The following is a 17,070-nucleotide window of genomic DNA, read 5'->3' as shown; positions in this document are numbered from 1 at the left end:
TTCTGACAGTCAGTCAGATTTCTCTGCCGTGAGCCTTCCCAGTTGCCGCCCCCTTTGCTCTGATGACCGGCGAACCGAGGTGAGGAGGACCGGTGGAGTACAACCTTGCCGACCTGTTCGAGTCGGTCGTGGACGCGGTACCCGGCCGCGAAGCGCTCGTGTACGTCGACCATCCGGGCACCGGCGCCGAACAGCGGCTCACCTATGCCGAGTTGGACGCCGCCGCGAACCGGGTCGGGCATCATCTGCTGGAGCGGGGACTGCGGCCCGGCGAGCATGTCGGGCTGCATCTGTACAACGGGGTGGAGTATCTCCAGGCCGTGCTGGGGTGCCTGAAGGCGCGGCTGGTGCCGGTCAACGTCAATTACCGGTACGTCGAGGACGAGTTGGTGTACCTGTACCGGGACGCCGATCTCGTCGGGCTGGTCTTCGACGGGGAGTTCGAGGACCGGGTGCGGGCGGTGCTGCCGCGCGTGCCGGGGGTGCGGCATCTTCTGCGGGTGGGGCGAGGGGAGTTGGGGACCGGGTTCGCCGAGGCCGAGGGGTCCGCGGAGCGCGGGTTCCCGGTGCGGTCGGCGGACGACGTGTTCATCATCTACACCGGGGGCACGACCGGGATGCCCAAGGGGGTGATGTGGCGTCAGGAGGACCTGTTCTTCTCGGGGATGGGCGGGGGTGCGCCGACCGGGGAGCCGGTCAAGAAACCGGAGGAGCTGGCCGAGCGGGCCGCCGCCTCAGGGCCCGGCCTCACGTTCTTCCCCACTCCCCCGCTCATGCACGGCACCTCGACCCTCACCGCGTTCATCGGCTTCAACTTCGGCCAACGCGTCGTCCTGCACCGCAAGTTCGTGCCGGAGGAAGTCCTGCGCACGGTCGCGAAGGAGAAGGTCAACGCGGTCTCCCTGGTCGGCGACGCGATGCTCCGCCCCCTGATCGACGCCCTCGAAGGCCCGCTGCGCGGCACCGACTGCTCGTCCCTGTTCAGCGTCTCGTCGTCCGGCGCGATCCTCTCCGACACCGTCGCCCGCCGGTTCCGCGAACTCCTCCCGAACACCGTGCTGCTGAACAACTTCGGCTCCTCCGAGTCCGGCTTCAACGGCACCGCCACCGACGACTCCGGCCCCGACCGGGGTTTCCGCGTCAAGGTCAACTCCCGTACCCGCGTGGTGGATCCGGCGACCTATGCGCCCATCGCCCCCGGCGAGGTGGGCCGCGTCGCCCAGCGCGGCCACGTCCCCCTCGGCTACTACAACGACCCCGCGAAAACCGCCGAGACCTTCTTCGAACTCGACGGCGACCGCTGGGTGTTGCTCGGCGACATGGCGACCGTCGACGAGGACGGCGTCGTCGTGGTCCTCGGCCGTGGCTCCCAGTGCATCAACACGGGCGGGGAGAAGGTGTACCCGGAGGAGGTCGAGCAGGCGCTGAAGGCCCACCCTGATGTGTACGACGCGCTTGTCGCCGGGGTTCCTGACGAGACGTGGGGCAACCATGTCGCCGCCGTTGTTCAACTCCGGGACGGTGCAGCGGGGTTGACCTTGGATGCCGTTCAGGCGCATTGCCGGGTCAGTCTTGCGGGGTACAAGGTGCCGCGGCAGTTGGTGATCGCTGAGGTGATTCGGCGGTCGCCTAGTGGGAAGGCGGATTATCGGTGGGCTCGGGAGGTGGCGGTGGAGGCGGATGGGTAGTTGGGGCCTGCGTTGAGGGGTTTGGTTTTTTGTGGGCGTTGGTTGTTGGGCTGGCGCGCGCGTGGCTGTGACATTGGCTCTCTCGCCTACGGGGCGCCTAAGTCGGTGTCGAGGACACGGTCGTGCTCAGCCCTTCGGGCCTCCGCGCGCCCGCGCCCTCGACACCGACGCGCCCCTTCGGCTCCTTCGCGGCCGGTGGCCGGAGAGGGGGCTGAGTGGGTGGGCACTCAACCGGCGTTCTTGGAGATTGGGCGCGCGGTGCTGGAAGAGGGAACGGTGTTCGGGGGTGTGGGTGCGCGGTGTTGGTATGGCGGCGTAGCCGCCTCTTAGGGGCGCGGGGCTGTGTCTATTTGCGGCTACCGCCGCGTGGGCGCGAACGGCCACGACGGGCCCGCAGCCGCCCACACACCAAAACCACCCGAGCCGGTGGGCACTCAGCCGGCATTACGGCCTTGTGTACGAATGAGGTCGGGGCGTGTTGGCCTGGAGGGTTCGCCACTGCTTGTGTTCGGCGTTGGCGTGCTCGACGCAGATGCGCTCCGAGGACTGCTGATGGCGGGCCGCGTCCCAGGCGGCGATGTCTTCGGGCGGGGCGCCCTTCTTCAGCTTGAGCGGCGGGGCTTGGACCTGGTCGGGGAACTGCTGGGCAAGTCCCCGATAGCCCGCGTCGACCTTGGCCCTGACCTGGGGGTACTGCTCGAACAGGCCGCAGATTCCCTCGGTCTTCACGGCTGTCTGGTCGTGCATTCGGCCGGGCCGGAAGGCCCCGGCCCACAGGGTGCGGCCCTGTCCGTCGGTGACGACGGTGGCCTTCTTGGTGTTCTGCCGCATCTTGCCCGAGACGAAGACGCGACGGCCTGGCTCGTTCGCCCCGGGTCGTCGGACCCGGACCTCCGTGCCGTCCAGCCGCAGCTCGACATCCTCGGCCGCCGCGTAGGCGAAGACATCCGCGAGAGTGCGAAGCCGCAGGTCACCCTGCCCGGGAACAGCAAAGCCACGAGCAGCCAGGAGGGGAACCTCAGGACGACCAGCGTGGCGACGACCCGGTCGATGAACACCAACTGGTGATTCGGTCCCGCACCGGCCGCACGCAGCCTGCTGCGGCCTCGCCGCTCGTGCGGTCGGCCCTCCTCTGCGGCCGTCCACGCCTCGGCCGACTCCGCGATCAGCGAACCGAGTCGACGGCGCTGGAGGCCGGTGAAGAGACGGTGCGACAAGGCCGTGCGGCCAAGGTATTGCCTCACGACAACTCCCAACCCACACGGTCCTGTTCATGCCATGGCAGAAGTGTGATCGTTACCGTGCGCCACGTTGCTGTTTTCTGACACCGGGTCAACCCGAGCTCGGGAGAGCGGAGAGCAGGGCCGTGGCGGCGCTGTCGAAAGGCGCGATGCTGCCGGCCGCACGACAGAGGATGTGGGCGCCTTCGAGTGTGACGATCAGGAGGGCGGCCAGATCAGCGGCCTGGGGTGAGCTCATGCCGGCCTGGGTGAGTTTTCCGGCGAGTTCGCCGACCCAGCCGGCGAACCCGTCGGCCGCGACCGCGCGCAGGCTGCCCTGGTCGGCAATGGCCGCACCGCCGTCGACGGTGACCGCCGCGACTGCGCAGCCGCCGCCGTCGGCGGACGCCTGCACCACGGGGCGGACGTTGCCGAGGAATGCCTCCACGACTTCGCGTGGCGTGCGGGCCGGCAGTTCGTGCAGGTGACCGCGTACGTCCTCCGCGTTGCGGCGGGCGGCTTCGAGCGCGAGTTGCTGTTTGCCGCCCGGGAAATGGTGATAGATCGCCCCGCGCGCGGCACCGCTCTCGGCCAGGACGTCGGTGAAGGACATCGCGGCCAGGCCATGGCGTTGCAGCAGCCCGATCGCTGCGCTGATCATGCGGGACTTAGTGTCCGCGGCCATCGCACCCCCCTCTTGACTAGTACGGCCATCCTACTCCATGCTCACCTCACTAGGACGTGCGTACTAGTGAGGTGGGCCGGACAGGCCCCGAAACCGGAGGTTCGTGATGGGCAAGACGTTTCTCTACACCGAGATCCAGGCGGCAGTGCCGTTCGACCAGTTCGACTGGCACCAGGTCAACACGGCCCTGAAAACCGCACCGGGCCTGATCCGCAAGACGTGGCTGTCCGGGATCGGCACCCACACCATCGGCGGCTTCTACGAATTCGACAGCGCCGAGAACGCCCTGGCCTTCGCCCAGGGCCCTTTCGCCGAAGAAGCCCGCCGGGCCGGAGCCCCGGCCACGACACGCCTGTTCGACGGCGACATCGTCAAGGACGCCAGCATCGACCTGAACTCGCCCTACTACACCTGACACCGCAGGCCGTCGCCGACATCAGTACTGGACACCGCCTCGCTCCACCGCCTGGGCGAGGCGGCCCCGACGGAGAGGCATTTCGATGAACATCACGCGGCACCCCGAGAACAGCGTGAGCTGGATCGACCTCGGCACCCCCGACATGGAGACGACGACGGCGTTCTACACCGCGCTGTTCGGCTGGACCGTCGCCCCACCGGACCCCAACGGCTACCGGCTCTGCACACTGCGCGGACAACTCGTCGCCGCCCTCGGGCCGGCCGAGGACCCCGGCCCGCCCTACTGGACGATCAACATCACCGTGGCGGACATCCAAGCCGCCGCCACCCACTTCACGAACCTGGGCGCCCAGATCATCGTGGCACCCACCCCTGTCGGGACACTCGGCCACGCCGCCGTCACGCTCGACCCCGTCGGCGCACCACTGTCACTCTGGCAGCCCTGCACCCACACCGGCATGCAACTGAACCACGAACCCGGCACCTTCGCCGGCGTCAGCCTGCTCACCGACCACCCCGAGCAGGCCGCCGCCTTCTACCGACCAGCCCTGCGCTGGAACTCCAACCCTGAACACACCGAGTTCCGGCTGCCGGACAACTCCATCGCAGCCACCAGCCCGCCACCAGGAAAACCAACGGCGCAGCGATCACTCTGGCTGGTCAGTTTCGCCAGCAGCAGACCCGATGCCGACGCCAAGCAGGCCCGACTGCTCGGTGCGACCGAGGTCCGCCAGGACTCCAACGGAGACGTGGTCCTGCGCGATCCCACCGGCGCTCTGTTCGGCCTTACCCAGCACATCCGATAGTGCCACTCCGCCCGAGCGCGTTGCCCCAGGCAATCGCGCACCAAGCTGTTAGAGAAGTGGGCGCGGGCGCGCGGGCATGGCGGCGCAGCCGCCTTCCAGGGGCGCGGGGCTGTGTCTATTTGCGGCTGCCGCCACGTGGGCGCGACCAGCCACAACAAGCCCGCAGCCGCCCACACACCAAAACCACCCGACCCGGTGGGCGCTTGCCCGGCGTTGGGAGAAGTGTGGGTCGGAGTTACTCCGTCGGACGCAGAAACGCGTTGACCCGGTGGACGAACCACTCCGCGTCGTCGATCCACGGCAGGTGGCCGGCGCCGGGCTGGAGGGCTACCTCGGTGTGAGGGAGGAGGGTGGTGATGTGGTGGGTGAGGGTGGGGTTGGGGGCGCCGTCGTATTCGCCGGAGAGGAGGAGGACGGGGGCGTCCAGGTGGGAGAGGGCGTTCAGGGTGGCTGGTGCGTCGTAGGCGGCCGGGTCGTGGAAGAGGTCGGACGCCTCGTCGTTCGTAAGGGATTCCATGAGGGCGAGGTGGGCTCGGGCCGTGTCGTCCCAGCGGCCGTAGGCGAAGCCGCCGATGGCTTCGAGGTCGAGGGCGCGTTCACCCGCCAGCATCGCCTTCAGGGCGGCGTACGCCTCCTCGAACCAGGCCTCGCCGGAGCGCAGGCGTGCGGCGGTCAGGTGGTCCTCGTCGGTGGGGTGCAGGCCGAGGGCGCGGGGGGTGACGGCGATCAGGGCCAGGTGGGCGATGTGCTGCGGGTGGCGGGCCGCGTAGAGGAGGGCGAGGTTTCCGGCGGCGGAGTGGCCGAGGAGGTCGACGCGGTCGAGGCCGAGGTGGGTGCGGAGGGCCTCGACGTCGGCGATCTGGTGGTCGCAGCGGTAGGTGGCGGGGTCGGCGGGGGTCGCGGAGTCGCCGGTGCCGCGCAGGTCTAGGCGGATCAGGGTGCGGTGGGCGGTGAGGCCGCCGAGGTCGCCGAGGTATGCGGACGCCGTCATCGGGCCGCCGGGCAGGGCGATCAGGGGCGGGCCCTCGCCGTCCACGTGGTAGGCGAGTTCGGTTCCGTCGGGTGCGGTGAAGGTCGGCATGCGGCCGATCATCTCCTCTTGTCGGCGTTCCGGACATCTGTGTTACTGGAGGGGCGGAGGTGAGGCCGGTGCCGGACTCGGGCGAGCTGATGGGTGTCGAGGAGCTGCGGGCGACGCAGTTGGAGCGGCTGCGGTGGTCGCTGGGGCACGCGTACGCGAACGTGCCGTTCTACCGGGACGCCTTCGACCGGGCGGGGCTACGGCCGGAGGACTGCGGGTCGCCGGCCGATCTGGCGCGGTTCCCGTTCACCACGAAGGCGGATCTGCGGGCCAATTATCCGTACGGGATGTTCGCGGTCGGGCGGGAGCGGATCCGGCGGCTGCACGCCTCCAGCGGGACGACGGGGGTGCCGACCGTCGTCGGGTACACGGAGGGGGATCTGGACCGGTGGGCGGATCTGGTGGCGCGGTCGATCCGGGCGGCGGGCGGGCGGCCGGGGGACGTCGTCCATGTGGCGTACGGGTACGGGCTGTTCACCGGCGGGCTCGGGGCGCACTACGGGGCGGAGCGGCTCGGCTGCACGGTCGTCCCCGCGTCCGGCGGGATGACGGGGCGGCAGGTTCAGTTGATCCGGGATCTGGGGCCGCGGATCATCATGGTGACGCCGTCGTACATGCTGACGATCCTCGACGAGTTCGAGCGGCAGGGTGTCGATCCGCGCTCGACCTCGCTGGAGGTCGGGATCTTCGGGGCGGAGCCGTGGACGCAGGAGATGCGGCGGGAGATCGAGGAGCGGTTCGGGATCGACGCGGTGGACATCTACGGGCTGTCGGAGGTGATGGGTCCCGGGGTGGCGCAGGAGTGCGTGGAGACGAAGGACGGGCTGCACGTGTGGGAGGACCACTTCTATCCGGAGGTCGTGGACCCGCTGACGGGTGAGGTGCTGCCGGACGGGGAGGAGGGTGAGCTGGTGTTCACGTCGCTGACGAAGGAGGCGATGCCGGTCGTCCGCTACCGCACCCGGGATCTGACGCGGCTGCTGCCGGGGACGGCCCGGGTCTTCCGCCGGATGGCGCGGGTGACCGGGCGCAGTGACGACCTGGTGATCCTGCGCGGGGTGAACCTGTTCCCCACGCAGATCGAGGAGATCGTGCTGCGCACGCCCGGGGTCGCCCCGCACTTCCAGCTCCGGCTGACCCGTGAGGGCCGCCTCGACGCGCTCACCGTCCGCGCCGAGGCCCGTCCCGACGCGAGCACGGAGGACCGGCGGGCGGCGGAGGCGGCGATCGCGGCGGCCGTGAAGGACGGGATCGGGGTGTCCGTGGCCGTCGAGGTCGTCGATCCGGAGACGCTGGAGCGGTCGGTGGGGAAGATCCGCCGGATCGTGGATCTCAGGCCCTGAGGTACCCGCTCACTCCCCGCCGAGCCTGTCCCGCAGCTCCCGCTTGAGGATCTTCCCGCTCGCGTTGCGCGGCAGCTCCGCCACGAACACGACCCGCTTCGGCGCCTTGAAGTGGTCGAGCTTCTCCCGTACGTGGTCGAGGAGTTGAGCCTCGGTGACGTCTCCTCGCGGGACGACGACGGCGGTGACCGCCTCGATCCACTTCTCGTCGGGCAGGCCGATGACGGCGACCTCGGCGACGGCGTCGTGGGTGTAGAGGGCGTCCTCGACCTGCCGTGAGGCGACAAGTACGCCGCCGGTGTTGATGACGTCCTTCACGCGGTCGACGATCGTGTAGAAGCCGTCCGCGTCCCTGACGGCGAGGTCTCCGGAGTGGAACCAGCCGTCCTTGAACGCGTCGGCCGTCTCCTCGGGCTTCTCCCAGTAGCCGTCGCAGAGTTGGGGCGAGCGGTAGACGATCTCGCCGGTGGTGCCGTCCGGGACCTCCGTGCCGTTCTCGTCGACGACCTTCGCGTCCACGAACAGGACCGTCCGCCCGCAGGAGGCCATGCGGCCCCGGTGTTCGTCGGGGGCGAGGACCATGGCGAGCGGGCCGATCTCGCTCTGGCCGAAGCAGTTGTAGAACTTGAGCTTCGGGAGCCGTTCCTTCAGCCGCTCCAGCACCGGGACCGGCATGATCGACGCCCCGTAGTACGCCTTGCGCAGCCCGCTCAGGTCGCGGTCCTGGAAGTCGGGCCGGTTCGTGAGGGCGATCCACACCGTGGGCGGCGCGAACAGGCTGTCCGCGCGGCCCGTCTCGACCAGGTCGAGCAGGCGGTCCCCGTCGGGTGCGTCGAGGATGACGTTGGTCGCGCCGACCGCCAGGTAGGGGAGCAGGAACACGTGCAGCTGCGCCGAGTGGTACAGCGGCAGGGAGTGCACGGGACGGTCGCCAGCACTCAGGTCGAGGGCGGCGATGGCGCTGAGGTATTCGTGGACCAGCGCGCGGTGGGACATCATCGCGCCCTTGGGGAGAGCGGTCGTCCCGGAGGTGTAGAGGAGTTGCGCGAGGTCTTCGGTGCGGGGCTCCTCTCCGTCGTACGGCTCGGCCGTCGTCAGGAGGTCGAGGAGTGAGCCGTCGGTGTCCCGGAGCGGCAACTTGCTTGTGTCGTGCGGGAGTCGGGCGGCGAGGTCGGGGTCGGTGAGGACGAGGGTGCTGCCGGACTGGGTGACGAGGTAGGCGAGGTCGTCGCCCGTGAGGTTGTGGTTCAGCGGGACGTGGACCAGTCCGGCTCGGGCGCAGGCGAGGAAGGCGATCAGGTAGGCGTCGGAGTTGTGGCCGTAGGCACCGACCCGGTCGCCCTTCTCCAGGCCCTGGGCGAGGAGGGCGGTCGCGGCGGCGGAGACCGCGTCGTCCAGTTCCTCGTAGGTCCAGGTGCGGTCGCGGTACTCCACCGCGACGCGGGCCGGGGTACGGCGGGCACTGCGGCGCAGCACTCCGCCGACCGTGGTGCTGGTCTGTCCGGACGTCATGGGGGTGATCCTGGGCGGGGGGCGTTGGCTGGTCAAGTCGGGTGCCGTCATCTGAGGGGCGTGCGGGAGTCGGGCGGGGTGGACGCGTACGCGCCGCCGACACGCCTCCACCCTCGTTCCCCGCTTCCCCGGCGCGGCATTTACCCGTTGATACGCTCAACGCCCCTTATCTCTCAAGGACGTTGGGAGTCACGATGCGCACCCGCATCAGACGGCTGACCGTCGCGGCCGTCGCCCTGCTCACCGGGGCGACGGTCCTTCCGGCAGCCTCGGCCCAGGCGCAGGGCCGTCAGGAGACGTACTCCGCGGGCCGGTTATCCGCGGTCGTCCGCTACACCGAGTACGGCATCCCGCACATCACCGCGAAGAGCTACCAGGACCTCGGTTTCGGCACCGGCTGGGCGCAGGCCGCCGACCAGGTGTGTGTGCTGGCCGACGGTTTCGCGACCGTCAGGGGTGAGCGTTCACGCTTCTTCGGCCCCGACGCGAAGTCCGACTTCTCACTCTCCGGCGCGACGACGAACCTGTCGAGCGACCTCTACTTCAAGGGCGTCCGGAACGACCGCACGGTCGAACGGCTGCTCTCCGAACCGGCTCCGCGCGGCCCGAGCCGGCAGGCGAAGGATCTGATGGCCGGGTTCACGGCCGGGTACAACGCGTGGCTCGCGCGCAACCGGATCACCGACCCGGCGTGCGCGGGCGCCGCCTGGGTCCGCCCGGTCACCGTCACGGACGTGGCCGCCCGCCTGTACGCCCTGTCGGTCCTCGGCGGCCAGGGCGGCAACATCGACGAGATCACGTCGGCGACGCCCCCCGCCGCGAACTCCCCGCAGCCGAAGGCCGATCCGCAGGCCCTGATCCGTGCGGTCGAGCGGCGCACCGCCGACGCCTCGATGGGCTCGAACGCGGTCGCGTTCCGCGGGGACACCACGGCGAACGGCCGCGGCCTGCTGCTCGGCAACCCGCACTACCCGTGGCAGGGCGGACGCCGTTTCTGGCAGTCGCAGCAGACGATCCCCGGCGAACTGGACGTCGCGGGCGGCTCGTTGCTCGGCCTGCCGACGGTCTCCATCGGCTACAACGCGCACGTCGCGTGGAGCCACACCGTCTCGACGGGCGTCCCGTACAACCTGACCCAGCTCACTCTGGCCCCGTCCGACCCGACGGCCTATCTGGTGGACGGCAAGCCGGAGCGGATGACGCGGCGCACGGTCACCGTCGCGGTGAAGGACGGCGCCCCCGTCACCCGCACCCAGTGGTGGACCCGGTACGGCCCGGTTCTCGCCTCCTCGGACGCCGGGCTCCCGCTGCCGTGGACCTCGACGACCGCGTTCGCGCTGAACGACCCGAACGCGGCCAACCTGCGTTTCGCGGACACCTCGTTGGGTTTCGGCAAGGCCCGTGACACGGCGGGGATCGCCGCATCTCTGGCCCGGCACCAGGGCCTGCCGTGGGTGAACACGATCGCCGGCGACTCCGCCGGGCACACCCTGTTCTCCCAGTCGCAGGTGCTCCCCCGGATCACGGACGGCCTCGCGGCGTCCTGCTCGACCCCGCTGGGCTCGGCGACGTACCCGGCGGCGGGTCTGGCGGTCCTCGACGGCTCGCGCACCGCGTGCGTCCCGGGCGACGACCCCGACGCCGTGCAGCCCGGCATCTTCGGTCCGGCGAAGATGCCGACGCTGAAGGACGCGCCCTACGTGGAGAACTCCAACGACAGCGCCTGGCTGACCAACGCCGAGCAGCCGCTGACCGGTTACGAGCGGATCTTCGGGACGGTCGGGACGCAGCGGGGGCTGCGGACGCGCGGGGCGATCCAGGACGTGGCGGCGCTCGCCGCGCGCGGGAAGCTGACCGTGCGGGACCTCCAGGCGCAGCAGTTCGCGAACCGGGTTCCGGCCGGTGACCTGGCGGCGGCCGACGCGGCGAAGGCGTGCGCGGCGCTGCCGGGCGGAAAGGCAACGGGGAGCAACGGTACGGCTGTTGACGTCTCCGGGGCGTGCGGGGTGCTGGCCGCTTGGGACCGGACGGTGAACATCGACAGCAAAGGCGCGCTGCTCTTCGACCGGTTCTGGCGGAAGATGCCCGCCCGGAGCTGGAAGGTGCTGTTCTCGGCCGCCGACCCGGTGAACACGCCGAACACCCTCGACACCGGAAACCCGGCCTTCACGAAGGCGCTCGCGGACGCGGTGACGGAGCTGCGGGCGGCGGGCATTCCGCTCGACTCCCCGCTCGGCGTGCACCAGTTCGTCGTCCGGAACGGGAAGCGGATCCCGCTGCCGGGCGGGACCGAGTGGCTGGGTGTGTGGAACAAGGTCGAGGGGGTGTGGAACCCGGCGGGCGGCGGCTACTCGGACGTGTCGATGGGGTCCAGTCACATTCAGGCCGTCGGGTGGGACGGGAGCGGGTGTCCGGTGGCGCGGACGCTGCTGTCGTACGCGCAGTCGTCGAACCCGAACTCGCCGCACTACGCGGACCAGACGCGCCTGTTCTCTCGGGAGCGATGGGTGACCGCGCGGTTCTGCGAGAAGGACGTGAAGGCGTCACCCGTCCTTCGGGTCGTGCGCGTCCACTCCTGAGCCGGTCCAGTACGGCTCCCTCAACCGGCGTTTGTAGAGCTTGCCGTTGGGGTCGCGGGGCATCTCGGCGATGAAGTCGATGCTCTTGGGCCGTTTGTAGCCGGCGAGCCGTTCGGTGCAGTGGGCGAGGAGGTCGGCGGTCAACTCCGGTCCGGGTGCGAACCCTTGGGCCGGTTCGACGACCGCCTTGACCTCCTCGCCCCAGTCGTCGTGGGGGATCCCGAAGGCGGCGGCGTCCGCGACGGCCGGGTGGGCGAGGAGGGCGGCCTCGATCTCGGCGGGGTAGATGTTGACGCCGCCGGAGATGATGAGGTCGATCTTCCGGTCGCGCAGGAACAAGTAGCCGTCCTCGTCGAGGAGTCCGAGGTCGCCGACGGTGAAGAAGTCGCCGATGCGGTTCTTGCGGGTCTTCTGTTCGTCCTTGTGGTAGGCGAACCCGCCCGTGTTCATCTTCAGGTAGACCGTGCCGAGTCGGCCGGGCGGCAGCCGGTTGCCGTCGTCGTCGAAGATCGCCAACTCGCTGATGGGCCAGGCCTTTCCGACCGTGCCGGGCTTCTTCAGCCACTCCTCGGCGGACGCGAAGGCACCGCCGCCCTCGCTGGCCGCGTAGTACTCCTCGACACAGCTCCCCCACCAGTCGATCATCGCCCGCTTCACGTGGTCCGGGCAGGGGGCGGCGCCGTGGATGGCGTGCCGCATGGACGACACGTCGTAGCGGCGGCGCACGTCCTCGGGGAGGGCGAGGAGGCGGTGGAACTGGGTGGGCACCATGTGCGTGTGGGTGCACCGGTGACGGTCGATCAGCCGGAGCATCTCCTCCGGCGTCCACTTGTCCATCATGACCAGCTGGTGCCCGATGTTCAGGGACGCGCCCGCGAACTGGAGGACGGCCGTGTGGTAGAGCGGCGAGCAGATCAGGTGGACGTTGTCGTCGAAGGGCCGGATGCCGAAGATGCCCAGGAAGCCGCCGAGGTAGGTCTCCTCGGGGAGTTTCCCGGACAGCGGGCGGCGGATGCCCCGGGGGCGGCCCGTCGTCCCGGACGTGTAGTTCATGACCCAGCCGAGTGTGCGGTCCTCGGGCGCCGACTCCGGCTGTCCGTCGAGGAGTTCGGCGTAGGGGCGGAACCCGTCGACGTCGCCGACGGCGTACCGCTGTGCGGCGGGGAGCCCGGCCTCGTCGGCGGCGCGGGCGGCGTCCGAGGCGAACTGTTCGTGGGCGATCAGGACCTTCGCGCCGGAGTCGGCGACGATCCAGGCGATCTCCGGGGCCACGAAGTGGTGGTTGACCGGCACCAGGTAGAAGCCCGCCTGGCTGGCGGCGAGGTAAGCGGCCAGGAACTGCGGGGAGTTGGGCAGGACGACGGCGAAGGTGTCGCCGCGTTCGAGCCCGGCGGCGCGCAGGCCGTGGACGAGGCGGTTGGTCTCCGCGTGGAGGCGTCCGGCGGTCCACTCCTCGCCGTCGGGGGCGACCAGGACGACCCGGTCGGGGTTCTCGGTGGCCTGCGCCCAGAATCCGGTGCTCATCGGCTGCTCCTTCCGGCGATCCGGTTCATCCGGTCCACGGCCTCCTCGAAGCCGCGTGTGAGGTCGTCGACGACCGTCTGGACGCTGCGCACCTCGGTCATCCGGCCGACGATCTGCCCGACCGGCGTGCCGAGGAGGGGCTCGACCTCGTACTTCTGGATCCGGGAGAGAGCCTCGGCGACCAGGAGACCCTGGAGAGGCATGGGGAGGGTGCCGGGGCCGGACGGGTCGTCCCACGCGTCGGTCCACTCGGTGCGCAACTGGCGGGCCGGTTTCCCGGTCAGGGCACGGGAGCGGACGGTGTCCCCGGACCCGGCGGCGAGGAGTTTGCGGGCGACGGCCGTGGAGTGCGTGTCGGCCTCGGTGGTGGTGAGCCAGATCGACCCGAGCCAGGCGCCCTGCGCGCCGAGGGCGAGCGCGGCGGCCACCTGGGCGCCGCTGCCGATGCCTCCGGCGGCCAGCACGGGCAGCGGGGCGACGGCCTCAACGACCTCTGGGGTCAACACCATTGAGGCGATCTCACCCGTGTGCCCGCCCGCCTCGTAGCCCTGTGCGACGACGATGTCGATGCCGGCGTCCCTGTGCTTCAGCGCGTGCCGGGCGCTTCCGGCGAGCGCTGCGACCTTGACGCCCCGGCCGTGCGCGCGGGCGACGACGTCGGCCGGGGGTGAACCGAGGGCGTTGGCCAGCAGCTTGATCGGGTAGTCGAAGGCGACGTCGAGCTGGGTGCGGGCGACCTCTTCCATCCAGCCGGTGATCCGCCAGCCGGACGCCTCACCCTCGGCGAGTTCGGGAACGCCGTGCTTGGCGAGGGTCTCGCGCACGAACTGCCGGTGCCCGTCGGGGATCATCGCCTCGACGTCGGCCTCGGTGACGCCTTCGACCTTCTTCGCGGGCATGACGACGTCGAGGCCGTACGGGCGGCCGTCCACGTGCGCGTCCAGCCAGTCCAGGTCGCGTTTGAGGTCGTCGGGGTCGGTGTAGCGGACCGCGCCGAGCACGCCGAACCCGCCGGCCCGGCTCAGCGCCGCGGCGACGGCGGGGAAGGGGGTGAAGCCGAAGAGGGCGTGCTCGACTCCCAGTTGGTTGCTCAGCTCCGTCTGCATGTCGCGCAGGATGCCGCAGACGGTCGTCCGAGGGAAGAGGTTTTCTGATGGATCGTCAGATCTGGTGTTCCAGGACGGCCATGGCCGCGTTGTGGCCCGGCACGCCGCTCACCCCTCCCCCGCGGATCGCTCCCGCGCCGCACAGGAGGACGTTCGCCTGCGGGGTCTCGACACCCCAACGGCCGCCGCCCGCCTCGGAGTAGGGCCAGGAGAGGGCGCGGTGGAAGATGTTGCCGCCGGGGAGGCGGAGGTCGGCTTCCAGGTCGAGGGGGGTCTTCGCCTCGATGCAGGGGCGGCCGTCGGCGTCGGTGGCGAGGCAGTCCGCAAGGGGTTCGGCGAGGTGGGCGTCGAGCTGGGCGAGGGTGCGCTTCAACAGGGCTTCCCGGGTCGCCGTGTTGTCCTCGCGGAAGAGGCGGGCGGGGGTGTGCAGGCCGAAGAGGGTGAGGGTGTGATGGCCCGTCAGGTCGGGGCCGAGGATCGTCGGGTCGGTCAGGGAGTGGCAGTAGATCTCCGAGGGCGGGGCGGTGGGGAGGTGTCCTGCGGCCGACTCGGCGTAGGCGGCGGCCAGTTGGGTGTATCCCTCGGCGATGTGGAAGGTGCCGGCGAACGCCTCGCGCGGGTCGACCGACGTGTCCTTGAGCCTCGGGAGCCTCTTCAGGAGCATGTTGACCTTGAGTTGGGCGCCGTCGGCGGACTCCGGCGGGGTGGCGCCGGTCAGTTCGGCGAGGGCCTGCGGGGAGGCGTTCACGAGGACGTGCCGGGCGCTCGCGACGCCCTCGCCGTCCGCCGTGCGGTAACTGACCTCCGCCGTACGGCCGTCGCTGTCGATGCGGGTGACCTCGTGGCCGGTGGCGAGGACGGCGCCGGCCTCGCGGGCGGTCGTCGCGAGGGCGTCGGTGAGGGCGCCCATGCCGCCGACGGGGACGTCCCAGGCGCCGGTGCCGCCGCCGATGACGTGGTACAGGAAGCAGCGGTTCTGGGCGAGGGAGGGGTCGTGGGCGTCGGCGAACGTGCCGATCAGGGCGTCGGTGAGGACGACTCCGCGCACGAGGTCGTCGTCGAACCGCTCCTCGATCGCCGCCCCGACCGGCTCCTCGAACAGCACCCGCCACGCCTCCTCGTCACCCACCCTGCGGCGCAGTTCCTCGCGCGTCGGCAGGGGTTCGGTGAGCGTCGGGAACACCCTCCGGGCGACCTGGCCCGTCATGCCGTAGAACCGTCGCCACGCCTCGAACTCCCGGTCCGAGCCGGTGAGTTGCGCGAAGGCCTCCCGGGTGCGGTGCTCTCCGCCGCCGACGAGGAGGCCGGTGGGTTTCCCGTGGCGTTCGACGGGGGTGTACGAGGAAATGTCCCGCGCCCGGACACGGAAGCTCAGGCCCAGGTCCCGGACGATCTTCTCGGGCAGCAGGCTCACCAGGTACGAGTACCTCGACAGCCGCGCGTCCACCCCGGCGAACGGCCGCGTCGACACCGCCGCCCCACCCGTCCGGCCCAGCCGCTCCAGCACGAGCACCGTCCGCCCGGCGCGGGCCAGGTAGGCGGCGGCGACCAGGCCGTTGTGACCGCCTCCGACGATGACGGCGTCGTACGCGTGTGATGCAGTGTGTGCAGACATGGTTCTTGGTAACACGGACGGGGGTTCGGGGGACGTGAGCACGCAGGATGCACGGCTCGATCCGTATCGGCGGGGCGCGGCGCGGCTGGTGCTCGACGGACGGGAGGTCGGGCTGCTGGTGACGCGGGTGAACCTCTGGCCGGAGTACGTCGGGTGGCTGTGGCGCAAGCGCGTCGAGAGCGAGCAGGAACTGCCGGAGTGGATGGTGTGGCCGGCCGGCTCCTCGGACCTCCTTCCCGAGGGCGGCCACGTGTGGAGTGAGGATCTGGACGGTGAGCTCGCCGACTGGTCGGCCGGGGTGTTCCGGCTGCCCGACACCGTGTACACGCTGGAGTGGCTGCCGCCCACCCAAGCCGAAGCCGCACACCGGGAATTCGGCTGGGACATGTTTTAGAACCCCTGTACGATCACCAGCTCGGGGGGCATCACGAACGGTGCTCAGCAAGGTCGATCCGGCCCAGGATGTTCGTCTGACGGCGCTGGGTCTCGGCGAGGCTGCGGTGAAGGCGCTCTCGTTCCCGCTCTCGCCTCTTCGTCGCCCCGGCTCGACAGGCCCGCGAGAAACAGCTCACAACACTGAGACCCGAAGAGCCGGTCCGCGTAGAACGCGCCTACGGCTTCGAGAAGCCCTGTCGCTCGGACGTTGACGGTCTTGGGGTGATCTGCATAGAGATCCAGCCGTCCGCGGTTGTTCCCCTTCGGCCAGCCCACACACCCCTCACTGGGAGGAATAGTCAATAGCTGTGGATTGGTCGAGTGTCCACGTCCCCGACACCGGCGCACAGACCAAGGACGCGCACTACGTCGTCCGCAGCGCCCTCGGTGGCCCCTTCGACCGTTATCTGGACCAGGACGGCAACAACGGCAAGTGGGTTTCCCTGGGTGCCTACAAGTTCACTTCCACACCGAGTGTGAGCATGTCGAACTACACGCCCGACGGAACCGCCAACGACGACGTCGCCTTCGGTGCCATCGCATTTCAGCCGATCACCGGCACCTACGTCACCGACAGCGTCGAGGCCGACGCGTACTTCGACGAGAACCAGAACATCGACGTCCGACCCGAGAGCCAGATGTTCAACACCCCCCTCAAGACGAGGCAGGCACTGTACGACTGGGCCACGAACCTGTCGCACAACATCATCGGCCTGCCGACCTGCATCAGCCTGCCGTCTCCGACCTGCGTCATGCCGGAGACCAAGGCCGCCGCCGAGCGCTGGAACGACGAGGTGACGACGTCGGGGACCAGCACCACCGGCCACCCCGTCGGGCACAGCATCCCCGAATGGATGCACTACTCCAACCCGTACACCAAGCGCCCCACCGACGACAGCAGACCTTCCTGGTTCGGTACGGACGACGCCGCCTACAAGATGGACAACAAAGGGCTTGCCGATTATCAACTCGCTGTTTTGATCTCTGGCGGCGGGTTGATGCCGAGTCGTGTGGCGAGGTCTGCGAGGTCGTCCAGGGTGGCGAGGCGGTGTTCGGCCG

At 70.1% G+C, this 17,070-nt stretch carries 14 protein-coding genes; 7 read left to right on the top strand and 7 right to left on the bottom strand.

Features of this window, described 5'->3' with window-relative positions:
• Positions 1 to 92 precede the first annotated feature (92 nt).
• Entirely contained in the window at positions 93 to 1,688 is a 1,596-nt protein-coding gene (locus ACVNF4_RS12345; RefSeq protein ID WP_461802802.1) for an acyl-CoA synthetase, read from the top strand.
• A 444-nt stretch (positions 1,689 to 2,132) separates the two neighbouring features.
• Here ACVNF4_RS12345 and ACVNF4_RS12340 read toward each other — a convergent pair whose 3' ends face one another.
• Both ACVNF4_RS12340 and ACVNF4_RS12335 read right to left on the bottom strand, forming a co-directional pair.
• On the bottom strand, positions 2,133 to 2,963 hold the full coding sequence (locus tag ACVNF4_RS12340; protein ID WP_461802801.1) for a transposase family protein: 831 nt from the start codon (positions 2,961 to 2,963) through the stop codon (positions 2,133 to 2,135).
• Between the two features lie 57 nt (positions 2,964 to 3,020).
• Positions 3,021 to 3,569 carry a TetR/AcrR family transcriptional regulator gene (locus tag ACVNF4_RS12335; RefSeq protein WP_461802800.1) on the bottom strand — a complete coding sequence of 183 codons (549 nt, stop codon included), beginning with the start codon at positions 3,567 to 3,569 and terminating at the stop codon, positions 3,021 to 3,023.
• 130 nt (positions 3,570 to 3,699) lie between these two features.
• Between ACVNF4_RS12335 and ACVNF4_RS12330 the strand changes: the two genes are divergently transcribed.
• Positions 3,700 to 4,008, top strand: a complete 309-nt coding sequence (locus ACVNF4_RS12330; RefSeq protein WP_067255196.1) for a hypothetical protein — start codon at positions 3,700 to 3,702, stop codon at positions 4,006 to 4,008.
• Positions 4,009 to 4,093: 85 nt separating this feature from the next.
• The gene (locus ACVNF4_RS12325; RefSeq protein WP_461802799.1) at positions 4,094 to 4,816 is read left to right on the top strand and encodes a VOC family protein; all 723 of its coding nucleotides are present in this window, start codon (positions 4,094 to 4,096) and stop codon (positions 4,814 to 4,816) included.
• Between the two features lie 235 nt (positions 4,817 to 5,051).
• On the opposite strand, the gene ACVNF4_RS12320 is transcribed toward ACVNF4_RS12325, so the two are convergent.
• Positions 5,052 to 5,897, bottom strand: a complete 846-nt coding sequence (locus ACVNF4_RS12320; protein ID WP_461802798.1) for an alpha/beta fold hydrolase — start codon at positions 5,895 to 5,897, stop codon at positions 5,052 to 5,054.
• An 89-nt stretch (positions 5,898 to 5,986) separates the two neighbouring features.
• Between ACVNF4_RS12320 and paaK the strand changes: the two genes are divergently transcribed.
• On the top strand, positions 5,987 to 7,240 hold the full coding sequence (paaK, locus tag ACVNF4_RS12315; protein ID WP_461802812.1) for a phenylacetate--CoA ligase PaaK: 1,254 nt from the start codon (positions 5,987 to 5,989) through the stop codon (positions 7,238 to 7,240).
• Between the two features lie 9 nt (positions 7,241 to 7,249).
• Here paaK and ACVNF4_RS12310 read toward each other — a convergent pair whose 3' ends face one another.
• On the bottom strand, positions 7,250 to 8,752 hold the full coding sequence (locus ACVNF4_RS12310; RefSeq protein ID WP_461802797.1) for an acyl-CoA synthetase: 1,503 nt from the start codon (positions 8,750 to 8,752) through the stop codon (positions 7,250 to 7,252).
• Positions 8,753 to 8,946: 194 nt separating this feature from the next.
• On the opposite strand from ACVNF4_RS12310, the gene ACVNF4_RS12305 reads away from it, so the two are divergent.
• Positions 8,947 to 11,331 (top strand): penicillin acylase family protein, encoded by a 2,385-nt coding sequence (locus tag ACVNF4_RS12305; RefSeq protein ID WP_461802796.1) that lies wholly within the window; start codon positions 8,947 to 8,949, stop codon positions 11,329 to 11,331.
• Here the strand turns inward: ACVNF4_RS12305 and ACVNF4_RS12300 are convergent.
• Genes ACVNF4_RS12300 through ACVNF4_RS12290 form a run of 3 tightly spaced genes read right to left on the bottom strand, consistent with a single transcriptional unit; the run spans position 11,296 to position 15,576 of the window.
• Positions 11,296 to 12,855, bottom strand: coding sequence for an acyl-CoA synthetase (locus tag ACVNF4_RS12300; protein WP_461802795.1), 1,560 nt, complete (start codon positions 12,853 to 12,855; stop codon positions 11,296 to 11,298). The genes ACVNF4_RS12305 and ACVNF4_RS12300 overlap by 36 nt on opposite strands.
• Positions 12,852 to 13,961, bottom strand: coding sequence for an NAD(P)H-dependent flavin oxidoreductase (locus tag ACVNF4_RS12295; protein WP_461802794.1), 1,110 nt, complete (start codon positions 13,959 to 13,961; stop codon positions 12,852 to 12,854). The genes ACVNF4_RS12300 and ACVNF4_RS12295 overlap by 4 nt, the downstream gene beginning before the upstream one ends.
• Before the next feature lie 55 nt (positions 13,962 to 14,016).
• A complete protein-coding gene (locus ACVNF4_RS12290; protein ID WP_461802793.1) occupies positions 14,017 to 15,576 on the bottom strand; it encodes a phytoene desaturase family protein in 1,560 nt (519 codons plus the stop codon).
• Between the two features lie 34 nt (positions 15,577 to 15,610).
• On the opposite strand from ACVNF4_RS12290, the gene ACVNF4_RS12285 reads away from it, so the two are divergent.
• A complete protein-coding gene (locus ACVNF4_RS12285) occupies positions 15,611 to 15,970 on the top strand; it encodes a hypothetical protein (protein WP_461802792.1) in 360 nt (119 codons plus the stop codon).
• Between the two features lie 349 nt (positions 15,971 to 16,319).
• Positions 16,320 to 17,070: carbohydrate-binding protein (locus ACVNF4_RS12280; RefSeq protein ID WP_461802791.1), on the top strand; the 751-nt coding region annotated here is incomplete at its 3' end.

The sequence above is a fragment of the Streptomyces sp. S6 genome (genome assembly GCF_054880855.1).
Note: the sequence above shows the minus strand (reverse complement) of the source record. Positions and strands in the feature narration are given on the sequence as shown.

Excerpts from the sequence above, each read along its gene's own strand:
- ACVNF4_RS12340 (WP_461802801.1), bottom strand. The coding sequence starts at position 2,963 with ATGAACAGGACCGTGTGGGTTGGGAGTTGTCGTGAGGCAATACCTTGG.
- ACVNF4_RS12335 (WP_461802800.1), bottom strand. The coding sequence starts at position 3,569 with ATGATCAGCGCAGCGATCGGGCTGCTGCAACGCCATGGCCTGGCCGCG.
- ACVNF4_RS12330 (WP_067255196.1), top strand. The coding sequence starts at position 3,700 with ATGGGCAAGACGTTTCTCTACACCGAGATCCAGGCGGCAGTGCCGTTC.
- ACVNF4_RS12325 (WP_461802799.1), top strand. The coding sequence starts at position 4,094 with ATGAACATCACGCGGCACCCCGAGAACAGCGTGAGCTGGATCGACCTC.
- ACVNF4_RS12320 (WP_461802798.1), bottom strand. The coding sequence starts at position 5,897 with ATGCCGACCTTCACCGCACCCGACGGAACCGAACTCGCCTACCACGTG.
- paaK (WP_461802812.1), top strand. The coding sequence starts at position 5,987 with ATGGGTGTCGAGGAGCTGCGGGCGACGCAGTTGGAGCGGCTGCGGTGG.
- ACVNF4_RS12310 (WP_461802797.1), bottom strand. The coding sequence starts at position 8,752 with ATGACGTCCGGACAGACCAGCACCACGGTCGGCGGAGTGCTGCGCCGC.
- ACVNF4_RS12305 (WP_461802796.1), top strand. The coding sequence starts at position 8,947 with ATGCGCACCCGCATCAGACGGCTGACCGTCGCGGCCGTCGCCCTGCTC.
- ACVNF4_RS12300 (WP_461802795.1), bottom strand. The coding sequence starts at position 12,855 with ATGAGCACCGGATTCTGGGCGCAGGCCACCGAGAACCCCGACCGGGTC.
- ACVNF4_RS12295 (WP_461802794.1), bottom strand. The coding sequence starts at position 13,961 with ATGCAGACGGAGCTGAGCAACCAACTGGGAGTCGAGCACGCCCTCTTC.
- ACVNF4_RS12290 (WP_461802793.1), bottom strand. The coding sequence starts at position 15,576 with ATGTCTGCACACACTGCATCACACGCGTACGACGCCGTCATCGTCGGA.